Origin of the sequence: Streptomyces sp. NPDC102360 (assembly GCF_044766085.1) — a bacterium.
Taxonomy (GTDB): Bacteria; Actinomycetota; Actinomycetes; order Streptomycetales; family Streptomycetaceae; genus Streptomyces.
Genome location: NZ_JBIWLG010000010.1, coordinates 228,499 through 254,372, shown reverse-complemented (window position 1 = coordinate 254,372; position 25,874 = coordinate 228,499). Strand labels below are relative to the sequence as shown.

Sequence of the window (25,874 nt, the reverse complement as noted above, 5' to 3'; positions counted from 1 at the left end):
GAACGGTCACCGCTGCTCACCTCCTGATCGGCGCGGTGCGACAGGTGGTCCGGACGGAGGTGGAGCGGGTCGTCGTCCCGACCGCTGGGGTTGGGGAGCGCGGAATGTTGTGGGTGGAGGTGCTGTGGGGCGCGACGCCAACGGGGTTGCTCCGGTTTCGGATACCGGGGCGCGGAACGCGGTTGGGGGTGGTGGCCGGTGAGGCGTTGCGGGGTGGTCGTGCCTCGGGGTGCCCGTGCGCACGCCGAGCTCGCCGGCTGGCTGTGACCGAGACGCTCGGGCGGCGGGCGTGGGGGCTCGGAAGACCGGTGGGCCGGGCGAACGGCTCGGTCGTGGTCCGGGGCGCGGCGTCGAAGCGGTGCGGTTGCCGGGCGGGTCACCGGGGCCGCGGAACTCCGGCATGGGCGGCGGCCCGGCGGCCCGCCCGTGCGGCGCTGCGGCGTCGGGCGATGCGGACACCGACGGCGGCAGGAACAACGGCGGACCGGGTGACCGCCGAACACCGGACGCCGTACGAGAGCCTGCCCCGCCACCACGACGGGCTCGAGCCCCAGCCGGGAACCCGGACGGTGCCGGTGAGCGGGGCGGGCCGCCCGACCCCGGGCTGTTCGCCCCACCGCTGGGAGGCCCGAGTCCGCCGCCGGATCCGGCGCCGCCCCGAGCCCCTCCCGACAGGCCTCGCAGCGCCCCGAAGGTGCGGTACGTGATGTAGCCGCGGATGAGGCCGCCGACGAGCGAGCGCCCAGGACTGACCCGCACCGACCCCAGGATCCAGAACGGTATCTTGAACAAGATGTAGAACAGGGCCAACGCCACGATGAGATCGACCAGTCCACTGCGGCCGGGCCCGAAGACTGTGAATCCGCCCGGACGGAGGAAGAGCCGCAGCGCGGTGATGAGTGCGAGCGACTGCACGACCTGGATGGCCAGTACGCCGCCGAACGCCTTCCACCACCAACGGGCGATGCCTTCGGTCTGCGGCAACGCATGGCACATCAGGGCCAGCGGAGCCCCGACGATGAGGATCACGGTGAGGGCCAACCGGACGACGTAGCAGACCAGCAGAGCCACCAGTGTGCCGACGAGCGTGAGACCGATGAGGACGAAGAAGAGGTTGCCGCCGTTGGCATCGAGCGCGCCGAAGATGAAGGCGTGCAGGAGCGCGCCGGAGGCGCCGCTGCCTACGCCGTCCCCCATCACGGCCTGGGAAAGGGCGTTGGCCAGGTCCACGGCCTTGCCCGCCAGGAACAGCGACAGGCCGGCGGCCATGAAGCCCAGGGGGATGCGCGGGGCCATCTCCCGTACGGAGTAGCTGGTTTGCACGGTGCCGTGCCCCATGACGACGATTCCGGCCACGGAGACCAGCAGCGAGTAGCAGGCGAGAGTGATCTGCCAGGAGTTCGCCCACAACTCTCCGATCCGCGGCAACGACGCCGGACTCGGCGTGGTAAGCAGCGTCCTGCCGAGCAGGTCGAGCAGCGGGTTGAGAGCCGCGTCGACGATGCCGCGGAAGAAGGAACTGATCGCGCCGAAGATGCCCTTGGCGATCCAGCCCGAGACCCCGCCCGGCGCGCTGTCGCCGCCTGCGTCGTCCGGCTGGGTGGTGCTCGGTTGGCCGCTCGGGGAGGGCCGATCGGTGGGTGTGGGTTGGGGAATGCAGTCCGTCGAGGTGCAGGGGGAGGGGGCGCGCGGCGCCGACGTGGTTGTCGGGGATGGGGGAGGCGTTGGCGGGGCGTGGGAGGCGGCTCGTGCGGGGCCCGCGAGTATGCCGATCGTGAGCATGGTGGTGAGGAAGGTGCGGAGCACGAGGCTGATGGTGGCCCAGCGTCCCCGTGGACATCGTGGGCCGACGTGTGCGGCGCGGCACCGGCCGGGCCGAAGGGGCAGCGGTGCGAACGGACCTCGCTTGGTGAACGACCCTATGCCGGCCATCAGTTGCCCACGATTCCCTTGAGGATCTCCACGACGAGCGGGGCGAGCGCGGCCAGTCCGTAACCCCAACCTGCGCTCTTGAAGGCCGTCTTGGCCTTTTCCACTTCGCCGGGATCGCCGCCGGCCATGACGTACCGGACGCCGCCGACGGTCAGGAACACTGTGGCAAGAGCAGCCAGGACGCCCATGAGCCAGTTGCGGATGTTGTTCAGGATCTCGTTCACGGACTTGGCGAGGGCCAGGAGCTCGTGCGTGTCGGCGGCGCGGGCCGGGACGCTGTCCAGGGCCCAGAGCACCAGGACCACTGCGGCGGTGACGGCCAACCAGACGAGTCGCCGGTCGGTAAAACGGGTTGAGCGGGAGCGGCGTTGGATCGGGAACACGGCAGACCTCCGACGGAGGGGCGCGAGCAGGGACGTGAACGGAAAGCCCCTCAGGTAAGAAGTCCGCGATTCGGCCCGGTTTTGGACAACGGACATTCCGGCAGCGGTTCGTGGGCATGCGCGCGAGGTCGTTCCGCACGGGCGTGATCGACTGTGGCGCGGCGGGACGCCGGGTGGGGCGACGGCGCGCGATGGTGGTCGCTGCGAGACACTGCCCGCGGTCCGCAGTCTGACGTCGGGGCGGTGGTCGTACGGTGCGCCGAGTCGGTACCGCAGTCCGGATCCCGCAAGAAGGCGACCAGTCGGTGTTCGGCCCGCTGACGGACCTTGTACGCGGCTGAGGCGGTCATCCCGGACCGGTCCGCCCAGTCCGTGAGCGGATCCGAGTCCAGTCGGGTCGACCCGATGAGGTCCGCCTCGGTCCGGGTCAGGACCGAGGCACGGACCGCCTTGGCGAGTACGAGGTCCGGGTGACCCCACGGGGGAGTCGGTGGGGCGGACCAGAAACCGGGCGGGAGCGGGGTGGGGGCGTCGAGCGCTTCACGTAGGGCGGCGAAGCCGGCGCGGTAGGCCGCCCACCGCAGCCGGACGAGTATGTGGGGCCGCTCGACGTCGATCGCGGCGAGCGCTTTGAGGAATCCGGAGACGACCTCGGCCTGGATGTCGTACGGATCGCCCGGGTACCGGGCCTCCAGCCGCGCTACGAGCCGTGCCAGGGCCGGCAGTGCCATTCCGGTGCATGCCAGTGCCCAACTGGCACCCCGGCATCGCGAGTTGCGCACCAGTTGTGCCCAGGCGGCATCGCGGGTGCGGTGCGGGCATTGTCGGCGCAGCAACCTGTTGCGCAGTTCGTCGAGCGGGATCGCGCGGTTGGGCAGGCCGGGCCAGGCGCGGCAGTCCAAGGAGAGTGGGTCCGGACCGGAGGTCAGCCAAGTGAAGCAGTCGCGAGTGGTGTCCAGCGGCAGTCGGTGGGTGGCGAGCGCAGAGATGGGACGCGACTTGCCGCCGTACGGTGCGGTGGTCATGGAAGGCAACTCCTACGTGGAGGGATGGGAGGTGCCTTCATCAGGGCGGACGTTCGACAAGAAGTGAGCAAGGCGAGGGCAAGTCGGGACAAGCCCGATGTCGTGGTCGTCGCCACCGTCTGGCCTATGACTGGTGTTGCTACTTAAAAGCAATGCCGTGACTCTGCTGGCGATCTATGTGAGTCCGGTGGAGAGGCAGAGTGCGCGGAAGCGGGGGCCGCGCTTGGCCCGGGCGGGTGTGCGGAGCCAGTCGGCGATGCGGACCACGTTGCAGGCCCCCGACGGTGAGGACGGTGTGGAGGTGGGGCTTGGGCAGGCCCCGGTAGTGGGAGCTTGGCAGGCCCAGGGGGCGGACGGCCTGGGGGCCTTGACGCCTGTGCGCATTGCGTAGCGGTCCTTCCACTGCTGGTCGTCCTGGTCGGCCCAGTCGCCGAGCTGGATCTCGTGGAGTTCGCGTGTGGGTTGCAAGGTCACAGACCTGGGCCGGTCGACTCTGCTGGTGCAGGGGGGACTTATATCTGTTCGGTCAAGGGGCGTCGGCTGACCACAGTGCGACCATCGGGCGGGGCTCGTCTTGGCCGATGGATTCGGCGAGCGCGGTGATGCCGGCCGCGCCGTCGGGGACTCTGTGGATTTCCACCCGGTGCCCGTAGCGCTTGTCCCAGCCGGACTCGGTCAGCGGGGCCGGGAAGTTGGGGCCCTGGCGGGTGAGTTCCTCCAGGGCCGCGCGCACTCTCACTGGCCAGTTCCAGGCGACTGACGCGGCGTACCGCGGCCAGCACGTGGGTGGCGTCGGTGCGCAGCCGGCCCCGCCTGGCGAACCGGCTCGCCGTCATCTGGCGCAGCATCAGGCGCAGGATGCGGTCGGCGGCGTTGCCCTCGACGCATCTCGTAAAGACGGTCACGGATCAACATCGTGGCCGTCCCCTTCGGACACGCCGCCCACTCCGTGCGCTGCGTTTCGACCGGGATCGCCTGGAAGTTTCGTGGCTGCAAAGACGTGATCAACCCGCTGGGATCGCCCCTTGTTGCCGCCAGCGCACCACCGCTTCGCCCGGCCGTCCACCCGGTGAAGATCGCCAACAGCGTCGAGCCATTGACTCCGGCCCCGGGCGGCTGCGGGCTCAGGTGAGGGCATTGCCGCCGAGGGAAACGCGATCCACTCTGCTCTCTGACATAAGACATCAGAGAAGTTGATGGGGGCGGGCGTGGAACACGTGGAACACATCGTTGTGCGGAAGGTGATGTGGAGAGTCGCCCCTCTCCTCACGCTCTGCTACCTGATCTCGTTCATCGACAAGACGAACATCGGCGTCGCTCAGCTCGGCATGCAGAAGGACCTCGGCCTGTCCGACGCCGCGTTCGGGTTCGGCGCCGGGATCTTCTTCGTCGGCTACTTCCTTCTGGAAGTCCCCAGCAACCTCGCGCTCGTACGGTTCGGTGCGCGGCGCTGGATCGCGCGGATCATGGTGACGTGGGGCGTGGTCGTCGTGCTGACCGCCCTGGTGCAGGGCGAGACCAGTTTCAACATCATGCGCTTTCTGCTCGGTGCGGCAGAGGCCGGCTTCTACCCGGGCGCGCTCTACTTCCTGGCGCAGTGGGTCCCCGGAGAGCACCGGGGGAAGGTCATCGGGCTGTTCCTGCTGGCAAACCCGGTCTCCACGGTCATCGGCGCACCCCTGATGGGCGTGCTGCTCGACATGCACGGATTCCTCGGCATCGATGGATGGCAGTGGGTGTTCGTCATCACCGGGCTGCCCGCTCTCGTCATGGCCGTCGTGGTCCTCGTCGCCCTGCCGGACTCCCCGGCGAAGGCTGCATGGCTCACCGAGCCGGAGCGCCAGTGGCTTATCGAGAAGATGGCGGCCGAGCGGGCGGCGGCCCCCGCCACCCACGGCAGCGCCTGGCGGACGCTTCTTGACAAGCGGGTCCTCTTCCTGTGCCTGTGGTTCGCGGCGTTCCCGACCGCGGCGTACGGGCTGTGCCTGTGGCTGCCGACGCTGATCGCCGAGTTCGACGTCTCCGCCACGGTCAACGGCTGGCTCAACGCCATCCCCTTCTTCTTCGCGGCCGTGGCGCTCTATGTGTGGCCGCGCGTGGCGGCGCGGAGTGGGAACAGCTACCGCCAGATCGCAGGGTGCACCCTGCTCGGCGCCGTCGGCCTGGCCGGCGCCGCGGTCAGCGGCAACCCTGTCGCCCAGCTCGGCTTCATCAGCCTCGCTGCCGTCGGCATGTTCGCCGGGCAGCCCATCTTCTGGAGCATCCCCTCGCGGTTGCTCGTCGGGGCGCAGGCCGCCGCCGGTCTCGCACTGATCAACTCGGTCGGCAATCTGGGCGGCTTCGTCGGCCCCTACGTCGTAGGGGCCATCAAGGGGGCGACCGGTTCGCTGTCCGCGTCGATGCTCTTCCTCGCCGCCGTCATGGTGTTCGCCGCCGTGATGGCCGGCGTCGCCCGCAAGGTGTTCGGGGGTGGGCCCGCGGCGCCTGCCGCCCGCACCGGCAATACCCCCGCACGAACCGCACAGGAGTCCTGAATGACCCGCCCCGACCCCAACTCCCGCCCCAACGTCCTGCTCATCACCGTCGACCACTGGTTCGGCCGGCTCCTGGGGGGCGCGGGACATCCCGTCATCCAGACCCCCACGCTGGACTCGCTGGCCGCGGCCGGCACCCGCTACACCCGCGCCTACAGCGAATCCCCGGTGTGCGTCCCGGCCCGGCGGACGATCATGACCGGCACGACGCCCCGCAGTCACGGCGACCGCACCTTCCAGCAGGACCTGCCCATGGCGGAGGGGCTGCCGACCCTGGCCCAGACGTTCCGGGACAACGGCTACCAGGCGTACGCGGTGGGCAAGTTGCACGTCTACCCGCAGCGCAGCCGCATCGGCTTCGACGACGTACTGCTCAGCGAGGAGGGCCGCTCGCAGTGGGGCGTCGCCGACGACTACGAGCGCTTCCTCGCGGCGAACGGGCATGCCGGTCTCAGCTACGCCCACGGCATGAGCAACAACCAGTACACCGCGCGGCCCTGGCACCTGCCCGAGGCGATGCACGTGACGCACTGGGCCGCCCGCTCCATGGCCGAGACCATCGTGCGCCGCGATCCCACGCGGCCCGCGTTCTGGTACTTGTCGTTCACCGCCCCGCACCCGCCCCTGACACCGCCCGCCGCGTATCTCGACATGTACGCGGGACAGGAGATGGACGAACGCATTGTGGGCGACTGGGTGACCGAGGGCGACAAGGCCCCCGCTCAGCTCCAGCGCCGGCGGCACGCCGACAGCCCGATCGGCCGGCGCGACGCCGAGGAGCAGCTGGCCAAGCGCGCCTTCTACGCCCAGTGCACCTACGTCGACCACCAACTCCGCTTCGTCATCGGCACGTTGCGTGAGCAGGGCCTCTTGGACGACACGGTCATCCTGTTCACCTCCGACCACGGCGACATGCTCGGCGACCACGACCTGTGGGCGAAGCGGGTGTTCTACGAGAAGTCGGCGAACGTGCCCATGCTCCTCGTGGGCGACACGGCCACTGAGCAGGTGCCGGCCGGGACCGTCGATGACCGGCTCGTCGGCCTCCAGGACGTCATGCCCACACTCCTCGGCCTCGCGGGCATCCCCGTACCGGAGACGGTGGAGGGCGTCTCGATGGTCGACGGCGAACGCACCTTCCTGCACGGCGAGTACGGGGAGGGCTCGGAGGCCACGCGCATGGCGCACGACGGCCGCTACAAGCTCGTCTACTACCCCATGGGCGACGTGGTGCAGCTCTTCGACGTACCCAACGACCCCTGGGACGAGCGGGATCTGGCGCACGACCCGGATCTCGCCACGGTCCGCGAGCGTCTGCTGCGCCGCATCGCGGAGGAGGCGTACGGCTCCGACCGCGACTGGATCACCGACGGAATCCCGACCGGACTGCCGACGCAGCCCCAGCATCTCCCCGTCGACCGCGGGCTGTCCCAGCAGCGCGGACTACACTGATGGGCATGTCAAACGGGATCGGCGCGCTGCCGGGTGCGAAATCAGGCACGCTCACCAACCGCGTCGAGCAGCGTCTGCTCGGCGCGGTCGTCTCGGGCGACCTCGACGCCGACGCCCGGCTCCCGCAAGAAGGCGAACTCGCCGGGGAACTCGGCGTCAGCCGGCTGACCCTGCGCGAGGCGGTGCGCTCCCTGCAGCGGTTGGGTGTGCTCCGCGTCGAGCGGGGGCGGGGCACGTTCGTCAACCCGCGATCCCGCTGGTCCCACCTGGACCCGGCGGTCCTCTCGGCGCTGATCGAGGCAGGGCAGGGCGCACCCCTGTACCAGAGCCTCACCGAACTGCGGCGCATGCTGGAGACCGGGCTGGTGGGCCTCGCGGCGGAGCGCCGCTCGGACGACCATCTCGCCCGGCTCGAGACGTGCCTGGCACGCATGCAGCAGGCGTGCGATGCGCACGATGTGGAGGAGTTCGCCGCCGCGGACGTGGACTTCCACAAGGTGCTCCTGGACGCTGCGGACAACCCGGTGGTGCTGGGCATCTACGAATTGATGCACGGCGCATTGCGACGGGTGCGCGAGCAGACCACCCGCCGCACGATCGGCGACCCGGCCGCCGTCGTGATGCACCGAGGCATCTTCGAAGCGGTGGCAGCGGGCGATGCGGCCGCGGCCGGCGCGGCGATGAACCGACACTTCGACAACACCGACCGCTATGTGTCCGAGGTCATCGATCTCGCCCTGGCCGACGAGGGGCACATGACCGAGAGGTGACGTCTGGGGAGGTCCCCCCTGCCCAGACTTTGGGACCTCGGCGAAGCCGGCACCCCCGCATGCTGCTCGCACTGGCCGACAGGCAGCAAGTGGCCGTCGCTGGAGTCGAGTTGACGATGCTGCGCACGCCGGGCCACTGCCACGGTTCGGACACTCTGTACGCGCCCGCGCTCGGCACCGTCTTCACGGGCGACACCCTGTTCCAGGACTGGACTGGCACCAGATCCCCCGGTCGAAGTCATGGCGGAACCCGGGCAGTTGACCTTGTTCACTCCAAGATTCCCGACGGAGTCAAGCTAAGAGGTCGTTTTCCTCTTGAGTGTGCTGTTATCTACCACTTTTGTCTGTGCCCGTCGGTGGTAGGGATGCGATGGCTGGGCTCGCCGTGCTCTTTGAGGCGAGTGGTGTGACGCCTGGGGCGGCAGTCGTCTTGCGCCTGTCTCATTCCAGGGCGTCCGGGTCTGTTCCGTGCTTCCACGAAGCCGGACGCACGCCTGGGCGCACGCCCCCGAACCGCGGTACGCCAACGCCATGACTAAACGGCGTGCGTGTCCGAGTGATCTGTCCGATGCCCGCTGGGAGTTGGTCGAGCCGGTGCTGGCCGCCTGGCGCTTCGAGCGCCGCGGCCGCGCGCTGGACTTCGGCCGGCCGCCCCGGCATGACCTGTGCGGGATCATGAACGCGATCCTGTACGTGGACCGCACGGGCTGTCAGTGGGCCTACCTTCCGCATGATTTCCCGCCCTGGCAGTCGGTCTACGGCTACTTCGCCAAATGGCAGACCGACGGCATCTTCGCCCAGCTCAACGGGCTGCTGCGGGAGTTGGTGCGAGCCCAGGAGGGCAAGCACCGTCACCCCTCGGCATGCGTGATCGACGCGCAGAGCGTCAAGACCTCCACCAGCGTCCCCGCTCAGAGCCAGGGCATCGACGCGGGCAAAAAGATCGTGGGCCGCAAGCGCAGCGTCATCACCGACACCCTCGGCCTGTTACTGGCGGTCCTGGTCACCGCTGCGAGCGTGCAGGACTCGACCGCCGGCCGCACCCTGCTGGCGCAAGCCGCGGCCGACCATCCCAGCCTGCGTAAGGTGTGGGTCGACGGCGGCTACCGCAAGCACTTCATCGAGCACGCCGCCACCCTCGGCATTGATCTCGAAATCGTTCAACGCACGCCCGGAACCCGGGGGTTCACCCCGGTCCCGAAGCGCTGGACGGTCGAGCGGACCTACGGCTGGCTGATGCTGAACCGCCGCCTGGCCCGCGACTACGAAACCCACCCGCACCGCTCCGAAGCCATGATCCACCTCGCCATGACCGACCTCATGGCCCGCCGTCTCACCGGCGAGAACTCAGTCTCCTGGCGCGACCCGGCACCAGTACACCAAAGCCGCATATCGGGATGAAACTACGGGTGAAAACGACCTCTTAGCAGCGAGGCCATCGACAGGTCATGGGCTCCGCCTTCCATGCCGAGCCCGCGGACGGGACCGGGCCCAGCCGGTGTGGCATGGCATGGTCCTGGCCCGTTCGAGAGTGATGAGGACGGCCCGCGACGACCACGGCGACACTTGGCAGGTGACCACGCGAGCCTCGGTCGGTGGCCGCCCGGCCGTCATCACCGGTTGGTGGGATCACCCGCAGCAGTTGTAACGGTCAGACGCTGCCCTGGCGCGGCTGGCGAAGGGTTCGAAGTGGGCCACCGGGTGTTCGATCGCGAGTTCCGGCCGCCAGGCGGTAAGGCACTGACCGCTGGGGACGAACAAGCCGTCCGGGAGCTGGTCGAGAGGGTGCCAGCGCCAGTCGCCCACGCTCTCGTTCGGCTGGGTTGCCGGCTCGCCGTCCCAGCGGGTCACGATCGCGGGCACTGTGGCCCGAACGACAGGGCCGACCTGGCCCACCAGGACACCGAGCAGGATGACGTCCTCTTCGTGTGCTCGGCATCCGGTCTCTTCGTAGAGCTCGCGGACGACCGTGTGCTTCAGGGATTCGCCGGGCTCCACGGTCCCGCCCGGGAGCTCGATGGTCCCATGGCGGTGAACTCCCAACAGGACTCCGTGGGGGCCGTGCAGGATCGCGCCGACGCCGAGCATTGCGGTGGGCTTCGGCGGGCGGGTGAAGCGCTGCCGGCTGCTGGCCAAGGTGCGGCTTCGCCCACGGTAGAGGCGCACGGAGACCGGGTTGTCGTCCTCGGGGGCGTCGAGTGCGTCGATCCCGTCGATGAGGAGACCGTTGTCGACGCAGAGGTCTTCCCACAGCTTCGGGGTGAGTACCCACATCTCGATGCCCTGGCCCTCGCCTCCGGCGAGCGGCAGGATCTCCGCGCGCGGGGCGACGCTCGAAGAGGGCCCGTGGCCGTGGGAGTTGGTGTGCAGGACGGAGAACACGAGGCGCCCGCCACGCTTCAGGGCCAGCCGGAGAGCGGGCAGCAGACGGTGGGGGTCGATGTAGGCGAAGCCGTGGATGGAGTAGATCACGTCATAGGGCTCGGCCTGGTACAGGTGCTCGACGGCGTCGGCGTGGATGAGCGTGAGCCCCGGGACATCGCCGTACCGGGCCACAGCGCGCGCGTGCTGGCCGGCGGACGCTTCGACGGCATCGACGGTGGCGCCGTGCTCGCGTACCAGGTGGGCGGCGTGCTTGCCCAAGCCGGAGCACAGGTCCAGGACCCGCAGGCCGGTCAAGTCGCCGAGAACCTCCGCTCCAGGTCCGGTCGGCCAGAACCCCCAGGAGACGCGATCCACGTCCGGGACTTCGGTGCCGCGCCGCAGATGGTGGGTGCCGTACGTGGTCCAGGCCCGGGCGTTGACGGCTTCGGACTCGAGGCTGTTCATGGCGCTCCTTGGCGTCGGGGAATGGGCGGGGCCGCGCCGTCGGCGCGGCCCCGCGTTGGCTCAGCTGGTGGCCGTGGGTCAGCGGTCCTGGGCGAGGGCGTACAGCTCGCCGAGCAAACTCCCCTCGGTCGCGAGGAGTTCGTCGAAGGAGCCCTGCTCCCGGACGGCCCCCTGATCGAGGACAATCACTCGGTCGGCCATCCGCACGTTGTCGAGGCGATGGGTGACCACCACGGTGATCCGGTCCGGGGCCATGGCCCGCAGCTCTCGGAAGACCTGGTGCTCCCCTCGGGCGTCCATCTCGCTGGTCGGCTCGTCCAGGACGAGTACGGCCGGCTCCCTGTACATCGCTCTCGCGCAGGCAAGCCGCTGCCACTGACCTCCGGAGAGCTCGTGACCGCCCCACACCGACCGGGCGAGCAACGTGTCCAGCTCCATGGGGAGTTCACGCAGGGCCTTGGTCATGCCGACCCGCTCGGCCGCGTCCCAGATGCGGCCGTCGCCGTGCTCACGTGGCTGGCCCAGGGTGATGTTTTCCCGGCCGGCGAGAGGCCAATGGCCGTTCTTCTGTGGCACCAGGCCCACGTGCCGCCACACTGATTCCGCGTCGGCGCCGGCCAGGTCGGTGTCGTCCCACCACGCCTTGCCGTCGGTCGGGACGGTCAGTCCGGTGAGCATGCGGATCAGCGTGGACTTACCGGCCCCGTTTTCCCCAACGAGGGCGACGACTTCGCCACGGTTCAGGGTGAGGGTGATCGGCTTGACGGCCGCGGTCCCCTTGCTCGGGTACGTGTAGGAGGCGCCCTCGAGGCGGATCTGCTGCGGGGGCCCGGCCTGCGCGGTGCCGCGGGCCGTGGTCATGGCGCGGACCTCGTCGATGAATTCGAAGTAGTCGGAGAGGTAGAGGCCGTGGTGGAACATCACCGTGCTGTAGCGGATGATCGAGTTCAGGGCGCGGCCGGCGGTCTGCGAGGCGACGACCGCGGTGCCTGCGATCGCGGTCGTCATGGCGCCGGCGAGGACCAGGCCGGCGAGCGAGGCCCACATGCCGAGGGTGAACAGGCCTCCGAGTGCGGCGGCCAGCAGCGTGATCCGCAGATACGGGCGCGCCCCGGCGCACTCCCGCGTCACGACCCGTTCACTCATGGATCGATACCAAAAGTGCAGGTAGCTGCGCATGGTGTTGGCGCGGAGCTCGTCGGCGAGATCGCCTGTTGTCAGCCACCAGCGCATCATCCCGCGGACATTGCGGGCGGAGATGGTCTGGTCGTGGACGCGGTAGTCGACCCGCGCGGCCATGACGCCGCCGAGGCCGCGGGGGAGGACGGACAACAGCAGCACACCGAGGAGCAGCGGGTGCAGGGTGGTGAGTACCGCGGCCGCGGAGGCGAGCTGCACGAATCCGTTGGTGAGGGTCTTGGCGTCGTCGGCGAGATCGACGGCGCGCTGCGCACCGATCTCCGCCGCCTGGCTGCGGTCGCTGAACCCTTCCGCGTCATAGGCGGCGAGTTCGACCCGCATATGGAGATCCACAAGCTGCAGATCCGCGGAGGCGGCGATCTTCGGGTTGAGGTGCCGGGTCGCCCAGTCCGCGAGGATCCACATGGCCGCGCCGGTGGCCATCGCCAGGACGGCGACGGTCAACGCCGGCCACGCATGAGTGAGGCCGGCGCGGGGGTCGTCGACCATCAGCTGCGGCAGGGCCTTCGCGACGGCGCTGAGCATGACGGCCGTGCCGATGCCGGACAGCAGCTGGCACACGAGGATCGTCAGGGCCATGCGCCGGTCGACGCTCCAGGCCAGACGGGCCGTCTGGTTCAGTGCGGCGGGGATCCGGCGAGCCATGTCCCACAACGTGGCGTCGTCCATCGCCCGCCGGTGTTTGCGCCCGTTGTAGTCGAGCTCGGGCGGCGCCGAGGGCTGCGGAGCGCCCGTCCGCGCGGCCGGGAGGGACGCGGCCGCGCCGCTGTGGTCTGCTGCATCGGCGGCCGGGGAGTCGGTCGTGTGGCGTGGTGAGGTCATGCGAACACCCCCGCCAGCAGCCGGTCCAGGGTGCGCCGCCCGCGTGCGGTGACGTGCGGGTCGCCGAACCTCGGTCCCCAGACCAGGCAGCTGACCGCGTCGATCGCCGCGAGGCACGTCAGGGCGTGCTGCTCCTCGGCGGTGAGGTTGCGGCCGTAGCCCTGGAGGCACGCGGCCCGCAGATCGGGCCGATCGGTCCAGGTGGAACAGGCCGGCAACACGAAGTCCTGCACTGCAGTCGCGGCCCGGGATCGCTCGAAGTCGATCCATCCGGCTTGCTGCAGGGCGGTCGACCACATGAGGTTGCGGTCCCACGCGTCGCCGTGGATGTACGCGATCGGCAGCGGCGGCAGGAGACGAAGCTGCTCGGCCAGCTCGCGCACGAGCTTCTGTTCCGACATGGTCAGCCGGTCACCGGCCTGCGCCAGATGTCCCTCGGCGCCGTCGCCGGCGGCCTGCAGTGCCTGCTCGGCCTCGATGCGTCGAGGACCGGACAGGTCGCCGGCCGCGTGCAGGCGGGCCAGCAGCGCGCCGGCCTGACGATGCGCGTGGGCTTCCTCAACGGGCGTGAGCGCCTGCTCGTTGAGCGGCCGTCCTGGGACTGCGGTCAGTAGCAGTGCCAGATCCTCCGCGCTCGAGGCACGTAGCTGGGGCGCACCGCCGGCGCCGAGGGCTGGTGCAGCACTTCGCAGCGCGAGCGTCTCGCGCTCGTACATCACGGCCTTGGGGGAGACTTTCAGGTAGAAGCAGAGCGACCCGGGCAGGTCGAGCCGCCAGACGCGGGAGTTCTCGCGCGGATGGCTGACGTCCGTGACGGCGGGACGAGCGCCGAGTGCCCGGCAGGCCCACGCGAGCAGGGCGGGGGACGGCGTGGTCGAGTTGGTCATGCCCCCCACCCCGATGACGGGCGTGAGGCTGCGGCGAACAGGACGCGGCGGACGTCGACGGTCCGCCCGAACGCGAGGGCCTCGGCGGACGCGGCAGGAGGGTTCTCAAAAGCAGGGTGAAGAGTGACCAGCACACGGACGGGATTCACGATGTCTCCTCGGTAGCGGAAGTGTGGCGGAGCACCCGGCAACGCGCCTGATCTCAAGGCGGCTACCGGCAGCCGAGGGCGACGAGTCGAGTAGGGATTCGACGCCGAGACGCGGACGGCAGCAGCCGTCCGCGCGAGCGGCTCCTCTCGAATCGTTCGCTTCACACGTACGAAGCAGGCGACGACGCGGTGGCCCGAGCAGCGGGCTGCAAGACGCGTCGACGGCACCGGTCTCCTTCGGTGGGATGTGGCTGTGCTCTGCGGTCGGACCCTCGCCCACGCCACTGACAATCCCCGGCCACCCACACCGTGATCCGGTCAATCCCGGGCCGCCCTTTCCAGACGCAGGCAGCCTGCAAGGGAGAGCACTGACCAGGAGGGATGACGGGAGAAAGGATTCTTGAACTCTCCGGCCAAGCCCAGAATCCTGCGCCGGCGAGAGTGGCTTGATCTGACTTGCGGCCGGGTGAACGCCCGGAGCGCCACGCCCCCGGGAGCCCGCGACGGCGGCTAGCATCGGCGCCGTCGGCACGGATGCGTTGCCTTTCAAGGGCGACGAACGAGCGGGAGTCCGCCATGCCCGGGGCGGCCTAGTCGGTTGGATCGTCCTGGTAAACGATGGACACCGGGCGCATGCCGAGGGACTCGTAGAAGGCGCGGCCGACGTCGTTGCGGGGCGAGCACTGGACCACCATGGGGCTGAGGCCCTGGCTGCGGGCCCAGGCACGAACATGATCCACGAGTGCGCGCCCCTCGCCGTAGCCCCGGCGCCCAGGAGCCACCCAAAGCTCGTGGATGACGCAGCAACCCCGGTCATCAGGGCCGGCGAGCACGTACCCGTGCTCCGTGCGGTACTTCATTCCGCCGGCAGGGGCCGGCCTGTCCGGGTTGAACGGCATAAGAGCGATCCTGCACCTCCGTCCGGCAGTCAGCTCCGTGACAACGGCGATCCCGCTCGGATGAGGAGCAAGCTGCCGACCCGGCGGAAGCGGCCGACCACGAGCGGAGGGTGAAGGCCACCGCGCGGTGAGCGGCCTCACGGCGCCGAACTTCTCACAGCACGTCCGGCCGGCCTGCGCAGACTGCGGCTTGATTCCGGCCGGACGTCGATGCTCGAGTGGGACGCATGTTCCAGTGCCCCTCCCGCGGCCGCCACGCCCTGCCCGACGAGACCGCGGCCGACGCCGCGGCCGCGGCGCGCCGTGCAGCGGCAACCCGGGCCTCCTCCGACCGAACCGTCCAGCCCGGAAACGTGCACCTCCTCGTCGCCGCGGCGCTCGATGACTGCGCTCCGTGCGTGGCCCAGGCGCGCGCAGCCTCGGTCTCGGGCCGTGACCCCTCCGGTGTGGTGACCCTGGTGACGGAGTGGCTGTCCGAGGCGGTCGCGCATGCCGAGGCGGCGGGCGGGCGGCTGCCCGAGACCGCGGCCGCAGTGGTGCAGGACATCCGGATCACCCGCCCGACCCGGCTGCTCGCCGGCCTGGTCCCGCTGGCCGGACCTGAGCGGCCCGGGGGAGCAGCCCGCGTGACACTGCCCGAAGTGAGGCGGGCGATGAAGCTCTTCCCGAGTGCGGACTGGCCCGGCATCTTCGACGACGCCCTGCACCAGATGGCAGCCCTGCAACGCAACTCCTGACGACCGCCAGAGGCGCCCCCGCCCGTGCCTCCCGGCGGTCCTGGCCGGAGCCGAGTCCGTCGAAACGGGGGAGGGGCGGAGGACCCGCGTGGGTGTCGCCGGGAGCTACGCGACGTCCTTCGCGTACAGACGGCCGGTCTCGTCGGCCCACACAGACACGCGACGGTAGAGCGTGCTCGGGCCGCCGGAAGCCACCCCGGCCGCACCGACGGCCGTACCCGCACCGCCGACCGCCGCGCCGCCACCGAACATCGCGAGCGCCGCCATGATGAGCGGCACGCCGAGGACGGCCCCGATGATCGTGAGGCAGAGGACGATGCCGGCGAGCATCAGGAACACGCCGCCGAGCATCGACAGGATGCCGACACCGCCGGCCGCGGCGCCGCCGGCCTTCGCCATGGATCCGCCGGTGTTGGTCTTCTCCGTTTGCGACTGGAGCAGCGCGGCGCCGCCCTGCTGGTGGACGAGCGTCCAGCCGCGGGCGATCTGACTGCCGGTGAAGCGGTCCATCTCCTGCTCGATGCGCTCAGGGCTCGTCGGCCCTGCGAAGCCGTCGAAGACGACACGGGGTTCGGTGGCCGGTGACCACGTGTGGACGGGCGCGCTCATGGGGGTGCCTTTGCTGCCGTGCGCGTAAGGGGGTTCCAGCCCAACGTAGAGGCCGGCGGGCGGTGTGGTTGAGGGGCGTTCGCCCTGAGCTAGGCGGCATTGGTCCCGGGGCGGGCGGCGTCGTACAGACCGGAGCCGGGCCGTCGCCCGGCGTACACCTCACCGGGAGACGCCCGGAACCGGCCGCCGATCCAGTATCGCGACGGCCGGGATGGCTGGGATGCCGTCCGCGACTGCCATGCCCGCCTCAATGGCCGTCAGCAGGTCGCCCAGCGCGACGGGGGTGTGAGGGCGTCCGGCGCGCAGGAGACGGCTTCGGGCTGGGGGAGCGCGCGCCCGGCCCTGCGAGGAGTCTGAACGCTGAACGACCGGCCTTGAACGACCGTACGAGGTTGGGGTAGCCGGCTGTGTTGAACGAGGCGCCGCCCGTGGCACGCCCCCACAGCTGCCCGCCGCCCCGCTGAACAACGTGTGAGACATGCAACCAACCCCTTGATCCATTTCCGTGAGGCCCGGCCCGCCACCTAGCGTCCCCCGGACACATCGACAGCCGGGGGGCTTATCCGAGCGAGAGTGACGTCAGTGAGGCACCTGGCCTTCAGCGGCGGGGGCGGACAGCTCCCGACGGACCTGCCGCACGATGAAGGGATCGTGGCGTCGGCCATCGGGGGCGGCTTCGCCGTCCACGTCGTCCGGCGGAGGCGCAAGTGATCCTCCCTCTGGCGGCTCGGGTCCCTCACGGCCTGGAGACCGAGTACCTGATGGTCGCGCTCACCCTCATCGGGCTGGCCATCTACTACGGCTTCAAGGGCCGCAAGTGAAGCGGTCGGCGCACGGGAGCCTGCTGTGGCCGTACGGCGCGCTGGCCGGGCAGGTCCTCGGCTTCACCGGAGTCGCCATGAGCCACACAGGGCAGGCTCGCGTGTTCTGGTCAGTCCTCGGCGCCTGCCTCGTCATGAACCTGGCCTGGTCCATCCGCTGTGACCGGCGTGAACCCGCCCGGCAGCACCAGATGGAGCTGGAGCGCCTGCACCGGCGCCTGCGCCGCGAAGAGAGGCGGCGGCGATGAAGGTGCGCACGCAGCGACGGGTGTTCGTGGGCGGCATGTCCCTCTCGCTCGTCTCGAACCTCGGATATCTCGTGACCAGCCCTCACGCGTCGGTCTGGTCGATTACCGTTTCGGCCGTCGCCGGGACGTGCCAGCTCGGCGCGATAGGCATCTCGCTGCGCGACTACCGGCACCGGGAGCGGTGGGAGGAGGTCGGCGAATGAAGCTGCGTGTGAAGCGGCGCCTGTTGTTGATGGGTGCCCACACGGACCCGCCGAAGCAACTCTCCGCCCGGGAGGTCCTGGTCACCGTCTTCGTGGCCGTCGTGATCTACGGCGCGATGGGGCTCATCATCGGCGACCGGCAGATGGCGATCAGCTTGGGGATCAGCACCACCGCTTCCCAGCTCATCTTCCAGTGGTGGTGGCGCCGCACCGGCCAGCCGGAGTACGAAGACGAGGACCACGATGGCTAGATACCTGCGCCGCCTCGCCATCGCCACGGGCGCCGTCGTGACGGTGGTGCGCGTCGCCGGGCTGCCGCTGCGGTGGGTGAGCTTCGGCGGCAGCTGGGTGTCCCTCGGTGTCATCGCCGTCCTGTTCGTCGTCCTCCAGAAGCACGTGGACAAGGGGGAGGACGAATGACGAGGCGGATGTCGTCCGAGAGGCACGCGCGCATCGTGGCGCTGGGGATCGTCCTGCCGGGCTACCTCGCGGTGCAGGTACTTGTGAGCGGGCGGACCTTCGGGGACGCGTGCCTGAGCCTCGGCATGCTGGTGGTCTTCAGTCTCCTGTTTCGGCTGGTCGGCGCCTACTGGAAGAAGCGGCGGCGACAGAGGGGCGCGGATGATCTTTAGCGCTCTGGTCCGGGTCATGTACGCGCTGTTCTTCGGCGGCATGGTCGCCTACGTTGCGCAGGGCCTCTTCCACGACGGCTGGGTGTCGGCGGGCTTCGGTGTCATGACGGCGGCCGCCTTCGGCGCCTGGAGCCTGCACCGGGCCCTCACCGGCACCGACCGCCCGCCCCGCCGGATGCCGGAACAGACGGAGAGTGAGAGGGAGTTGCGTCGTGGGGTGTCCGTGACCGCCCGCCTCGTACGCCATCTGCTCGGCATCCCCGATGACGCCCTTCGCCACGACTGCCCCAGGGATACCTCCGGGTACTGCGGCATGCCGCGCCACATGAACTGGTAAACCACGCGGCTTGGAGCGGGACGAGGTGGGAGAGCAGACCTACTCGCCAGCGTCTTGGACGGTACGCGCGACGCGGGGGAGTCAGCGGCCGTTGCCGCTCGCCATCCGTGTTGCGGCATCCAAGGGGCGCGTAGGCGTTGGGATGGTCCCCCCCCGCTCACGGAAAAGGCATAGCCATGACCACGCCCACCGCACCCGTCCCCGGCAACGACTCCCCGAAGAAGTCGGCCTCCAAGGTCAAGAAGGCTGTGCTCGGCGGCGCCGCGGCCGTCACCCTCCGTGGCATCGGCGGCATCGACGTCCACCCCGTCCAACGCCCGCCCGCCACCCGCGGATTCACGATCATCCCCAGACGCTGGACTATCGAACGGAGCATCGGCCGGCTCACGCACCACCGGCGCCTCGCCCGCGACTACGAGCGACACCCGCACCGCTCCGAAGCCATGATCCACCTCGCCATGATCGACCTCATGGCCCGCAGACTCACCGGCGAAGCCACTCCCAACTGGCGTTGAATCCGACCCGGAACGAGACGTGCGCCCGCGGACCAATGGCTCCGTGAATCATCATCAGCGTGCCCCCGCCCCATGGGCAGGCTTCCCGGTCGGTCTCAGCGAATTGCGTAGGGGCCTTCGGTCCTCAGCTGCGCTGGCCAGGTACCGAAATCAGCGAGGGCTCAACCAGGCGAACAGACCGTCCAGGACAGTTCCGCGCCGTCATCACACCAGCCCGGGCAGAAGCCTCAAGCGATTTTTGCCAGGCTGTCCAGTCTGTTGCTTCAGGGACCTGAGAATCCGTGAGTTGGAGTCTGTTGCACTTGTGCCCGTCGCGGACATGTAAGGGCAGGCGCTACGGAAGGAAGCCATGCCAATCGATACCGAGGCCCAGTTCACGGACGTGTACCGGGCTCACTACGAGGACGTGCTGCGGTTCGTGCGCCGCCGGGCCCACCCGATGGCCGTGGACGACATTGTGGGAGAGACGTTCCTCGCTGCGTGGCGCCGCCGCCACGAACTCCCCGACAACCCGCGGCCTTGGCTGTTCGGTGCGGCACGCAACGTGATGCTCAACGCGGACCGCACGATGCGCCGGCAGGCCGCACTCATGGTTCACATCCAGACCACAGAGGTCCCCGGGCACGAACGCGCGGTCGACGAGACAGCTCATGTCGACAGCCGCATCGATCTCGCTGCAGCCTGGCGGTCACTCACCTCGGCCGACCAGGAAGTCCTCGCGCTCCACATCTGGGAAGGGCTCAGCGCCCGCGACGCGGCCACCGTCCTCAACTGCACTCGCGCGGCCTACGCCATGCGCCTGACGCGCGCCAGACGACGCCTCACCAGAGCTCTCAGCCCCGCCGTCACCGCTTCTCCCGCCCTCTCGCCCGAGTACTGACAGGAGCCCTCTGATGAAGACCGATCCCTTGTCCCGCCTGGCCAACCTCGATGCCGCCCCGCGCGCCGAACTCTCCCCCGCCGAACTCGCCCGCAAGGAAGAGTTGTTGGCGATCGTCCTGAGCGACTCCGACCGGCCCAGCCGCGCCGTCGCCACCGGGTTTCGCCGCCCGCTCGTACGACGCCTGGCATACACGACGGCTGCCGGGCTCACCGCGGGAGCCGCTCTCCTTACGGTGACGCTGTCGGCTGAACCACCCGAGTCGGGCGGATCCGGACCCCTGTCGTCGGCCGAAGTGGCCACGTGGACCAGCACCGCCCACCGGCCGACGCAAAGAAATGTCGCCTTCGGCAAGTGCTTCAACAAGGCGATGGACGTCAACAAAGGAAGGGGACGACCAGGTGCGATCTTCAACTGGGACCGGCGTGGAACAACTGCTTCCATGATCGTCACGTCGAACTACCGCTCCGCGTACTGCCTGGCCGGCACGGAAGGCCCAGGCGCGGCGGTACCCATCACCTCGGATGCAGAGGACGGGGTGTCCGCGAACGACATCACGCTGGACGCACAGGGCGCCCTCGGCAAAGGCTCCGCTCGATTCCGCTACATGGTCGGCTTGGCGGGCGAAGAAGTGAAGGCGATCACCGTGCGCGACCAGGGGCGCACCGTCCACGCCACGGTGGAGCAAATGACGACGTCGTCGCTGCCCTGGGGCAGGTGGACTGCCTGGTGGCCAGACAGTGAGGCCCACGACCAAATGACTGGCACCCTCACCCTCACTTTGAAGAACGGCACGAAGCGGACCATCAACGCAGGATCGCTAGCAAAGTAATGAGGAAAGGATGGCAGCGGCGCTGCACGCTCTGCGCGCCGGCTGTCGATCATCGACCGATGCATCGGCCAGCCCGTGCACCACTGCCGCTCGACCCGCGACTACGAACGGCACCCACAGCGCTCGAAGCCGTGATCCGCCCCGTGATGATCGATCTCACAGCCCGCCGGTCGGCTGACGAAGCCCCCAACTGGCACGGAACCCATCCCGGAACCAAACGCACACCTCACGGCGAAACACTCAGTAAGAGCGCCCAGCGTCTGGGACCAACCTGGCCACTCACCGCCTCCTCCGTACCCGAGCACTCGGCGGCGTGATCAGCGAGTACAGATACGCGGCCTGACCAGCGGCGACGAGTTTCCGAACGGCACACCGGGAGCTCCGCGTTCAGTCACCGTCGCTCCCCGCTCGGGGACGGGGGGATCGCTAGGCGATCACCAGGGAAGTGGGCTCGTTGCTCAAGCCCAGGGGAGTGGTTGCCGAGACCGTGTTGGTCGTCGTGTCCACGCGGATGATGGTGCTGGACGTGTTGTTGGCGACCCATATGTCGGTGCCGTCGCCGATGATGCCGGTGGGTATGTGGCCGACCGTCAGCGTGCCGGTCACGGCCAGGCGGGACGTGTCGATGATCGACAGGGTGTCGTCGTTGGCGTTGGTGACGTACGCGTGCGAGCCGTCGCCGGTGAAGGCCACGTTCCAGGGGGCGCGGCCGGTAGTGATGCGCTTGACGACTTTGCCGGTGGCGGTGTTCACCACGGCTACACGGTCGTCCGTCGGCAGAGTGACGTAGCAGGACTTGCCGTCGGGGCTCAGCGTGGCGCCTCGGGTGCGGGACAGCTCGCTCAGGACGGTCAGCCGCCGGCCATCCGCCGCGTCCAGCACGTACAGGCCGTTGCTGCAGGGAACGTACAGCCGGGCGCCGTCGGGGGATACCGCGATCGTGTACGGGGCCTCGCCGGCCTGGTAGGTGGCGGTCACCGTGTCGGTCGCGACGTCGATCACCGAGATGTCCCGCGAGCCGCCTGGGCCGGTGTCCGGGCCGGTGTCGGCCACGTATACGCGGGTGTTGTCCGGCGAGGCGGCGGCGCCGTGCGGGTACACGCCCACCGCGATCTTCTTCGTGATCTTGTTGGTGGACCGGTCGACCACCGCGACCGTGTTCGTGCCGGAGTTCGCCACGTACACCTTGCCCGCGGCGGCCGTGATGCCGTACGCGTTGGTGAACCCCTTGACCGCGGCGATCAGAGTGCCGGACGACCGGTCGAGGATCGCGAGCCCGCCGCCGAGCGATGCGACATACACGGCGGGCGTGGTCGAGTCCGCCGCGGCGTCCAGGTGGCTCTGGCTGGACACCGCTTCCATGATGCCGGGGAAGTTGGTGCCCTTGCCGTGGTCGGGATAGTCGTCGCGGGCGCTGGTGCGCACCTCGTCCAGGCGGCTGGGCGAGTCGCGCAGGGCGCCGCCCCGGCGCCGGCCCGGGTTCTTCTGGGACGGCATGGGGGACGGCGACTGCTGCTGGTGCGGTGGCGTCTGGTCCGTGCCGGGAAGCGTCGGCGCGGGCAGGTTCCCGGCCTCGTACTCCGCCAGCCAGAACGATGGCAGCGTAGGCGGCATGGGCGGAAACCGCTTGTTCACCTTCATGCCTAGCGCGGACGTCAGGTCGCCGAACGTCTCGCGCCGCCAGTCCGTGATGTTGGCCGCGCGTACGCCGGTGACCTGCTCCAGGAACTGCAGGACGGACGTGTGGTCGAACGCATCGCTCGCCACGTGCCCGCCGCGCGTCCACGGCGACACGATGGTGCAAGGCACTCGGAACCCGCCGCCGATGGGCAGCCCGCCCACGAACTCGTGCGGGGTGCCGGCCGGCGGCGTGGGCGGTGGCACATGGTCGAACAGCCCGTCGTTCTCGTCGTAGTTGATGATGAAGACGGTCTTGGAGAACAGGTTCGGGTCGGACGCGACGGCCTCGAGCTTGCCGGCCACGAAGTCGGCTGCGGCGGCCGGGAGATACGCCGGGTGGGAGGACTGTTCCGATGTCGGGATGATCCACGAGACGGCGGGCAGCCGGCCGCGCTTGACGTCGTGCTCGAACTGATCTGCCGGGCCGATCCGCATGCCCCGCGTGTGCAGCGGCGAGCCGGGTCTGGCGTCCTGGAATGTCTGGAAGAACTCCAGCGGGTTGCAGCCGTAGTCGTCCTCGTCCTGGTAGACGCGCCAGCTCACCCCGGCCTCCTCCAACTGCTCGGGATAGGACTTCCAGCGGTACGGCTGCGGCACGACGTTGCTGATGACCGGGCCGCCCGCAGCGCCGTCCGGATCGATCGTGCCGGACATCAGGTACAGGCGGTTCGGCCAGGTGGGGCCCATGAGGGAGCAGAAGTAGCCGTCACACAAGGTGAACGCGTGGGCCAGCGCGTAGTCGAAGGGGATGTCCTGCCATTCGTAGTAGCCCATGGTGTACGGCCCGACCGCGTCTCCGTCGGCTCGCCGGTGAGCGGGCAGCCAGTTGTCCATCTTGCCGTTGTTCCAGGCCTCGTGCTGCACGGACCAGGCGTGGCTGGTGGAGGGGATGGCCTGGGCGTTCGTACGGTGCGTGTCCAGGTGCCAGGGCAGCAGGTAACCATCCGGGTTCTTCGGATCCGGTTGATAGAACACGGACTTGCCGTCCGGGAGCCGCAGCGCCTCCGGGTCGTCGAACCCGCGGACCCCGGCCAGCGAGCCGAAGTAGTGATCGAACGAGCGGTTCTCCAGCGTCAGGATGACCACGTGCTCGATGTCGCGCAGGGAGCCGGGTTTGGCCGTCGCGGCTGCCGCCGCTTGCAGGTTGGGCGGCAGATACGAGGCGATGAGCGCACCGGCGGCGGTGCCCGCCAGGGATCCGAGCAGACGACGACGTGTGATCTCGGGCATGTATGAGACACCTTTCTGGCACGACGGTCCGGAAGCATTTCCCCGAGCGGACAGCAGGTCTCTTGATTACTCGGCCGCATGTGGGTGCCTGACCGGCTCCGGCCCGCGGCTACGGTGACGTGGGAGCGAGAGGTGACTTGGATGACCTTTACACGGATGTGCCGCGAGGGGCAGTTGTGTGATCGGACTTTGCGGGCTCTTTGCGGACGGGCTGAGGGGCTGTCACCTCGTGCTGCATGCGGGCCGCTGGAGTCGCCGTAACGTGCCGGTCCGGTAGCGGACTTGACGGGGCGCTCCGGTGAACGAGTCCGGGGGCTGCGGTGCAGGTGGGGGCGGGTGGCGAGGGGTAGGCAGGGCAACTTGACTGTGGGGAGGTGCCGTTGTGCGCGGTTGGCGGAAGTTTGGCCACGGCCGGAGTGGCGGTGGGTAGTCTTGGCGGCCGGCTCGACACGAGTGCGGTGGATCGCTGCGCCAAGGGTGTGAAGACCGGACTCGTCGTCATCGGTGAGGTTGTTGAGCTCGTCGTAGTCGTAGGTCGCCTTGCCTGCCGGGTCCTCGTACGATTCGACGTTGCCTTCGGCGGTGTAGGTGAGCACGGTCTGGGAGTCGTCTTCACCGGCCGGTCGTGCCCGTCGTAGGTGAAGTTCACCGTCACCCCGCGGCCGTCGGTGGTCGTGATCGGGCGGCCCAGCTCGTCGTAGGTGTAGCTGGTCTCGCCGCGCGGGTCCGGGGGCGTGGCCTTGGCCAGGTTGCCCTGATCGTCATAGGTGAAGGACGTCGTATGTCCGTTGGGGTCCTCCACGCTGCACAGCTGACCGCGGAATCCGCCAGGTCAGCGGGCACCTCTTTGCGTTTCATTGCCCACAGCCCGGAGGTCACGCGGTGGCCCGAGGTTGAGCGAACCACGAGCCGTCTTCATTTCCGGCCGGCACTTCGAGCCGGGCGGCTTGCCTCGGTAATACAGAGGTTGTCCGCCGATAAATCAGGCGCCGCGTCGATGAGCGCGATCACTATTCCATCGATTAAGGATGCGCCGATGAACTGGAATGCGACGCTTTCCCTCACGCATTGGAAGAGAGGCTTCCATTCCCCCGGCTCGGCGAACAATCGTCACGATGAGACCACACACGCACACGATCATCGCCGCCCCAAGACCGAAGCCCTCCCAGTCGCCGTCTGAAATTCCCGCAAGAATGGCAATAAGTCCTAGAGCGGCGATAAGCACTATAAATATCGCAAGTCGTCGGATGCGGTGGTCCATCGCGGTCTCCTCCAAATACGCGGTACAAACGTGCAGCAAACGGGTGGCGAGCGCCAAGCCCGCCACCCGGCCGGTGACCCAGATGCACCTTTTGCCGCTATTAACCACCTTGCGATGGTAACTTACCGTTGAGGTGCGTTGTTCTCCCGCGCGATGCAGGGGGGCGGCCGCAGTGCTCCCTCACGTAGACGTAGGAACCCCGTGGCTGCCCGCCCACATGCCTGCACCGCAAGAGGCGGCACCGGCGAATCCATAGCCCCAAGGCCCACCCGGAGGACCTGCGTATTCCAGGACACAGGTATTGGCAGCCGCGAAGGCCCCGGTGTACGCCCTGCGCAAAGCGAGCCATGAGCTGAGCGCGGCGTGGCGCTCGGCTCAAGCTCGCGCGTGAGTTCTGCGTGCCATTCGCCCAGCGATGAGGTTGACTGAAAGGCTATGGCTTCGCCGACGGCCTCAACGGTTCGCCAGCGGCAGGCATTCAGATTGAGAACTGTGTTGAATTCCGTCATTCCTGAGGAAATCGGTCGCGGCAGTCCTGGCAGGAGCGCCCACTTAGTGGGGCCCCCAGGCGGGGCGGTCGACATCGATGTATCGCTTCAAAAACCGGACGATGCACTTGCCGAGAAAATATCCCGCTGGAGCTCCAAGGACCACTCCACCCGCCCCGAGAGCCGTCGGGTCTAGCAGGCCGAATTGAGTGGATATTGATGAGCCGAGCACTCCGCCGACCGCCCCTCCCAGGAGGGTGCCAAATATTCGCACCGCCTCGGAGGGGGTGGGGTTGGACGCGAGGAACACTTCCTCCTCCTTACATATGGGGCAGCGCCAGGGTTTTCATGCAGTCGTAAAAGGGTAGCATCCACCCCCTTTGTTTCAATGGCTGTAAATTTCGGACCACCCCGCCTCTCGCCTCCCCTATTTAGACAAGGCGACGCCTTGTCACAGTGACGCCAGTTTGCTCGTTGAAAGTGAGGTGCCATAGGCCACGATTCGGGAGTCGGCGTTCC

General features: G+C 68.9%; 26 protein-coding genes and 2 pseudogenes. 14 read left to right on the top strand and 14 right to left on the bottom strand.

Annotated elements, in window-relative coordinates; translation table 11 throughout:
- Nucleotides 1–6: 6 nt before the first annotated feature.
- The 5 genes from ACIRHA_RS32595 to ACIRHA_RS32575 all read right to left on the bottom strand — a co-directional run bounded on the left by ACIRHA_RS32595 (nt 7) and on the right by ACIRHA_RS32575 (nt 4,079).
- Nucleotides 7–1,806 carry a hypothetical protein gene (locus ACIRHA_RS32595; RefSeq protein ID WP_403853340.1) on the bottom strand — a complete coding sequence of 600 codons (1,800 nt, stop codon included), beginning with the start codon at nt 1,804–1,806 and terminating at the stop codon, nt 7–9.
- A 125-nt stretch (nt 1,807–1,931) separates the two neighbouring features.
- The gene (locus tag ACIRHA_RS32590; RefSeq protein ID WP_403853338.1) at nt 1,932–2,255 is read right to left on the bottom strand and encodes a pilin; all 324 of its coding nucleotides are present in this window, start codon (nt 2,253–2,255) and stop codon (nt 1,932–1,934) included.
- Between the two features lie 110 nt (nt 2,256–2,365).
- Nucleotides 2,366–3,340, bottom strand: coding sequence for a hypothetical protein (locus ACIRHA_RS32585; protein WP_403853336.1), 975 nt, complete (start codon nt 3,338–3,340; stop codon nt 2,366–2,368).
- 174 nt (nt 3,341–3,514) lie between these two features.
- Nucleotides 3,515–3,808: a hypothetical protein gene (locus ACIRHA_RS32580; protein ID WP_403853334.1), complete on the bottom strand. Its 294-nt coding sequence runs from the start codon at nt 3,806–3,808 to the stop codon at nt 3,515–3,517.
- Between the two features lie 58 nt (nt 3,809–3,866).
- Nucleotides 3,867–4,079, bottom strand: coding sequence for a hypothetical protein (locus tag ACIRHA_RS32575; RefSeq protein ID WP_403853332.1), 213 nt, complete (start codon nt 4,077–4,079; stop codon nt 3,867–3,869).
- A 469-nt stretch (nt 4,080–4,548) separates the two neighbouring features.
- On the opposite strand from ACIRHA_RS32575, the gene ACIRHA_RS32570 reads away from it, so the two are divergent.
- The 4 genes from ACIRHA_RS32570 (at nt 4,549) to ACIRHA_RS32555 (ending at nt 9,497) form a co-directional block, all read left to right on the top strand.
- Nucleotides 4,549–5,874 carry an MFS transporter gene (locus ACIRHA_RS32570; protein WP_403853330.1) on the top strand — a complete coding sequence of 442 codons (1,326 nt, stop codon included), beginning with the start codon at nt 4,549–4,551 and terminating at the stop codon, nt 5,872–5,874.
- A complete protein-coding gene (locus tag ACIRHA_RS32565) occupies nt 5,875–7,326 on the top strand; it encodes a sulfatase-like hydrolase/transferase (protein WP_403853328.1) in 1,452 nt (483 codons plus the stop codon).
- 5 nt (nt 7,327–7,331) lie between these two features.
- Complete coding sequence (locus tag ACIRHA_RS32560; RefSeq protein WP_403853327.1) at nt 7,332–8,096, top strand: FadR/GntR family transcriptional regulator; 765 nt, start codon at nt 7,332–7,334, stop codon at nt 8,094–8,096.
- Between the two features lie 531 nt (nt 8,097–8,627).
- A complete protein-coding gene (locus ACIRHA_RS32555; protein ID WP_403853325.1) occupies nt 8,628–9,497 on the top strand; it encodes an IS5 family transposase in 870 nt (289 codons plus the stop codon).
- Between the two features lie 228 nt (nt 9,498–9,725).
- Here the strand turns inward: ACIRHA_RS32555 and ACIRHA_RS32550 are convergent, their stop codons facing one another.
- From ACIRHA_RS32550 to ACIRHA_RS32535, 4 genes are all read right to left on the bottom strand, one after another.
- Nucleotides 9,726–10,925, bottom strand: a complete 1,200-nt coding sequence (locus tag ACIRHA_RS32550) for a bifunctional class I SAM-dependent methyltransferase/NUDIX hydrolase (RefSeq protein ID WP_403853323.1) — start codon at nt 10,923–10,925, stop codon at nt 9,726–9,728.
- Between the two features lie 78 nt (nt 10,926–11,003).
- The gene (locus tag ACIRHA_RS32545; protein WP_403853321.1) at nt 11,004–12,947 is read right to left on the bottom strand and encodes an ATP-binding cassette domain-containing protein; all 1,944 of its coding nucleotides are present in this window, start codon (nt 12,945–12,947) and stop codon (nt 11,004–11,006) included.
- Nucleotides 12,944–13,834 (bottom strand): phosphotransferase enzyme family protein, encoded by an 891-nt coding sequence (locus ACIRHA_RS32540; protein WP_403853319.1) that lies wholly within the window; start codon nt 13,832–13,834, stop codon nt 12,944–12,946. The genes ACIRHA_RS32545 and ACIRHA_RS32540 overlap by 4 nt, the downstream gene beginning before the upstream one ends.
- 739 nt (nt 13,835–14,573) lie before the next feature.
- Nucleotides 14,574–14,843 (bottom strand): GNAT family N-acetyltransferase, encoded by a 270-nt coding sequence (locus ACIRHA_RS32535; protein WP_403853477.1) that lies wholly within the window; start codon nt 14,841–14,843, stop codon nt 14,574–14,576.
- A 266-nt stretch (nt 14,844–15,109) separates the two neighbouring features.
- Here ACIRHA_RS32535 and ACIRHA_RS32530 point away from each other — a divergent pair, with 266 nt between their 5' ends.
- A complete protein-coding gene (locus tag ACIRHA_RS32530) occupies nt 15,110–15,619 on the top strand; it encodes a hypothetical protein (RefSeq protein ID WP_403853317.1) in 510 nt (169 codons plus the stop codon).
- A 105-nt stretch (nt 15,620–15,724) separates the two neighbouring features.
- Here the strand turns inward: ACIRHA_RS32530 and ACIRHA_RS32525 are convergent, their stop codons facing one another.
- Nucleotides 15,725–16,228: a DUF5362 family protein gene (locus ACIRHA_RS32525; RefSeq protein ID WP_403853315.1), complete on the bottom strand. Its 504-nt coding sequence runs from the start codon at nt 16,226–16,228 to the stop codon at nt 15,725–15,727.
- Between the two features lie 817 nt (nt 16,229–17,045).
- On the opposite strand from ACIRHA_RS32525, the gene ACIRHA_RS32520 reads away from it, so the two are divergent.
- From ACIRHA_RS32520 to ACIRHA_RS32480, 9 genes and pseudogenes are all read left to right on the top strand, one after another.
- A complete protein-coding gene (locus ACIRHA_RS32520) occupies nt 17,046–17,297 on the top strand; it encodes a hypothetical protein (protein ID WP_403853313.1) in 252 nt (83 codons plus the stop codon).
- The gene (locus ACIRHA_RS32515; protein ID WP_403853311.1) at nt 17,294–17,500 is read left to right on the top strand and encodes a hypothetical protein; all 207 of its coding nucleotides are present in this window, start codon (nt 17,294–17,296) and stop codon (nt 17,498–17,500) included. Before ACIRHA_RS32520 ends, ACIRHA_RS32515 begins: the two co-directional genes overlap by 4 nt.
- Complete coding sequence (locus ACIRHA_RS32510) at nt 17,497–17,751, top strand: hypothetical protein (RefSeq protein WP_403853309.1); 255 nt, start codon at nt 17,497–17,499, stop codon at nt 17,749–17,751. Before ACIRHA_RS32515 ends, ACIRHA_RS32510 begins: the two co-directional genes overlap by 4 nt.
- On the top strand, nt 17,744–17,920 hold the full coding sequence (locus tag ACIRHA_RS32505) for a hypothetical protein (protein ID WP_403853307.1): 177 nt from the start codon (nt 17,744–17,746) through the stop codon (nt 17,918–17,920). Before ACIRHA_RS32510 ends, ACIRHA_RS32505 begins: the two co-directional genes overlap by 8 nt.
- An 8-nt stretch (nt 17,921–17,928) precedes the next feature.
- The gene (locus tag ACIRHA_RS32500; protein ID WP_403853305.1) at nt 17,929–18,132 is read left to right on the top strand and encodes a hypothetical protein; all 204 of its coding nucleotides are present in this window, start codon (nt 17,929–17,931) and stop codon (nt 18,130–18,132) included.
- Nucleotides 18,122–18,469 (top strand): hypothetical protein, encoded by a 348-nt coding sequence (locus ACIRHA_RS32495; protein ID WP_403853303.1) that lies wholly within the window; start codon nt 18,122–18,124, stop codon nt 18,467–18,469. Before ACIRHA_RS32500 ends, ACIRHA_RS32495 begins: the two co-directional genes overlap by 11 nt.
- A gap of 290 nt (nt 18,470–18,759) precedes the next feature.
- Nucleotides 18,760–18,984 (top strand): annotated as a pseudogene (locus ACIRHA_RS32490) (transposase); the annotation flags it as partial.
- Nucleotides 18,985–19,333: 349 nt separating this feature from the next.
- Nucleotides 19,334–19,864 (top strand): RNA polymerase sigma factor, encoded by a 531-nt coding sequence (locus ACIRHA_RS32485; RefSeq protein WP_403853301.1) that lies wholly within the window; start codon nt 19,334–19,336, stop codon nt 19,862–19,864.
- A gap of 13 nt (nt 19,865–19,877) precedes the next feature.
- Nucleotides 19,878–20,696 (top strand): hypothetical protein, encoded by an 819-nt coding sequence (locus ACIRHA_RS32480; RefSeq protein ID WP_403853299.1) that lies wholly within the window; start codon nt 19,878–19,880, stop codon nt 20,694–20,696.
- Between the two features lie 426 nt (nt 20,697–21,122).
- Here the strand turns inward: ACIRHA_RS32480 and ACIRHA_RS32475 are convergent, their stop codons facing one another.
- The 4 genes and pseudogenes from ACIRHA_RS32475 to ACIRHA_RS32460 form a co-directional block, all read right to left on the bottom strand.
- Entirely contained in the window at nt 21,123–22,058 is a 936-nt protein-coding gene (locus ACIRHA_RS32475) for a hypothetical protein (RefSeq protein ID WP_403853475.1), read from the bottom strand.
- Between the two features lie 135 nt (nt 22,059–22,193).
- A pseudogene (locus ACIRHA_RS32470) lies at nt 22,194–23,606 on the bottom strand (alkaline phosphatase family protein); the annotation flags it as partial.
- A 148-nt stretch (nt 23,607–23,754) separates the two neighbouring features.
- Entirely contained in the window at nt 23,755–24,408 is a 654-nt protein-coding gene (locus ACIRHA_RS32465) for a hypothetical protein (protein WP_403853297.1), read from the bottom strand.
- Nucleotides 24,409–24,588: 180 nt separating this feature from the next.
- Nucleotides 24,589–24,867, bottom strand: a complete 279-nt coding sequence (locus ACIRHA_RS32460; protein WP_403853295.1) for a hypothetical protein — start codon at nt 24,865–24,867, stop codon at nt 24,589–24,591.
- Between the last annotated feature and the right edge of the window lie 1,007 nt (nt 24,868–25,874).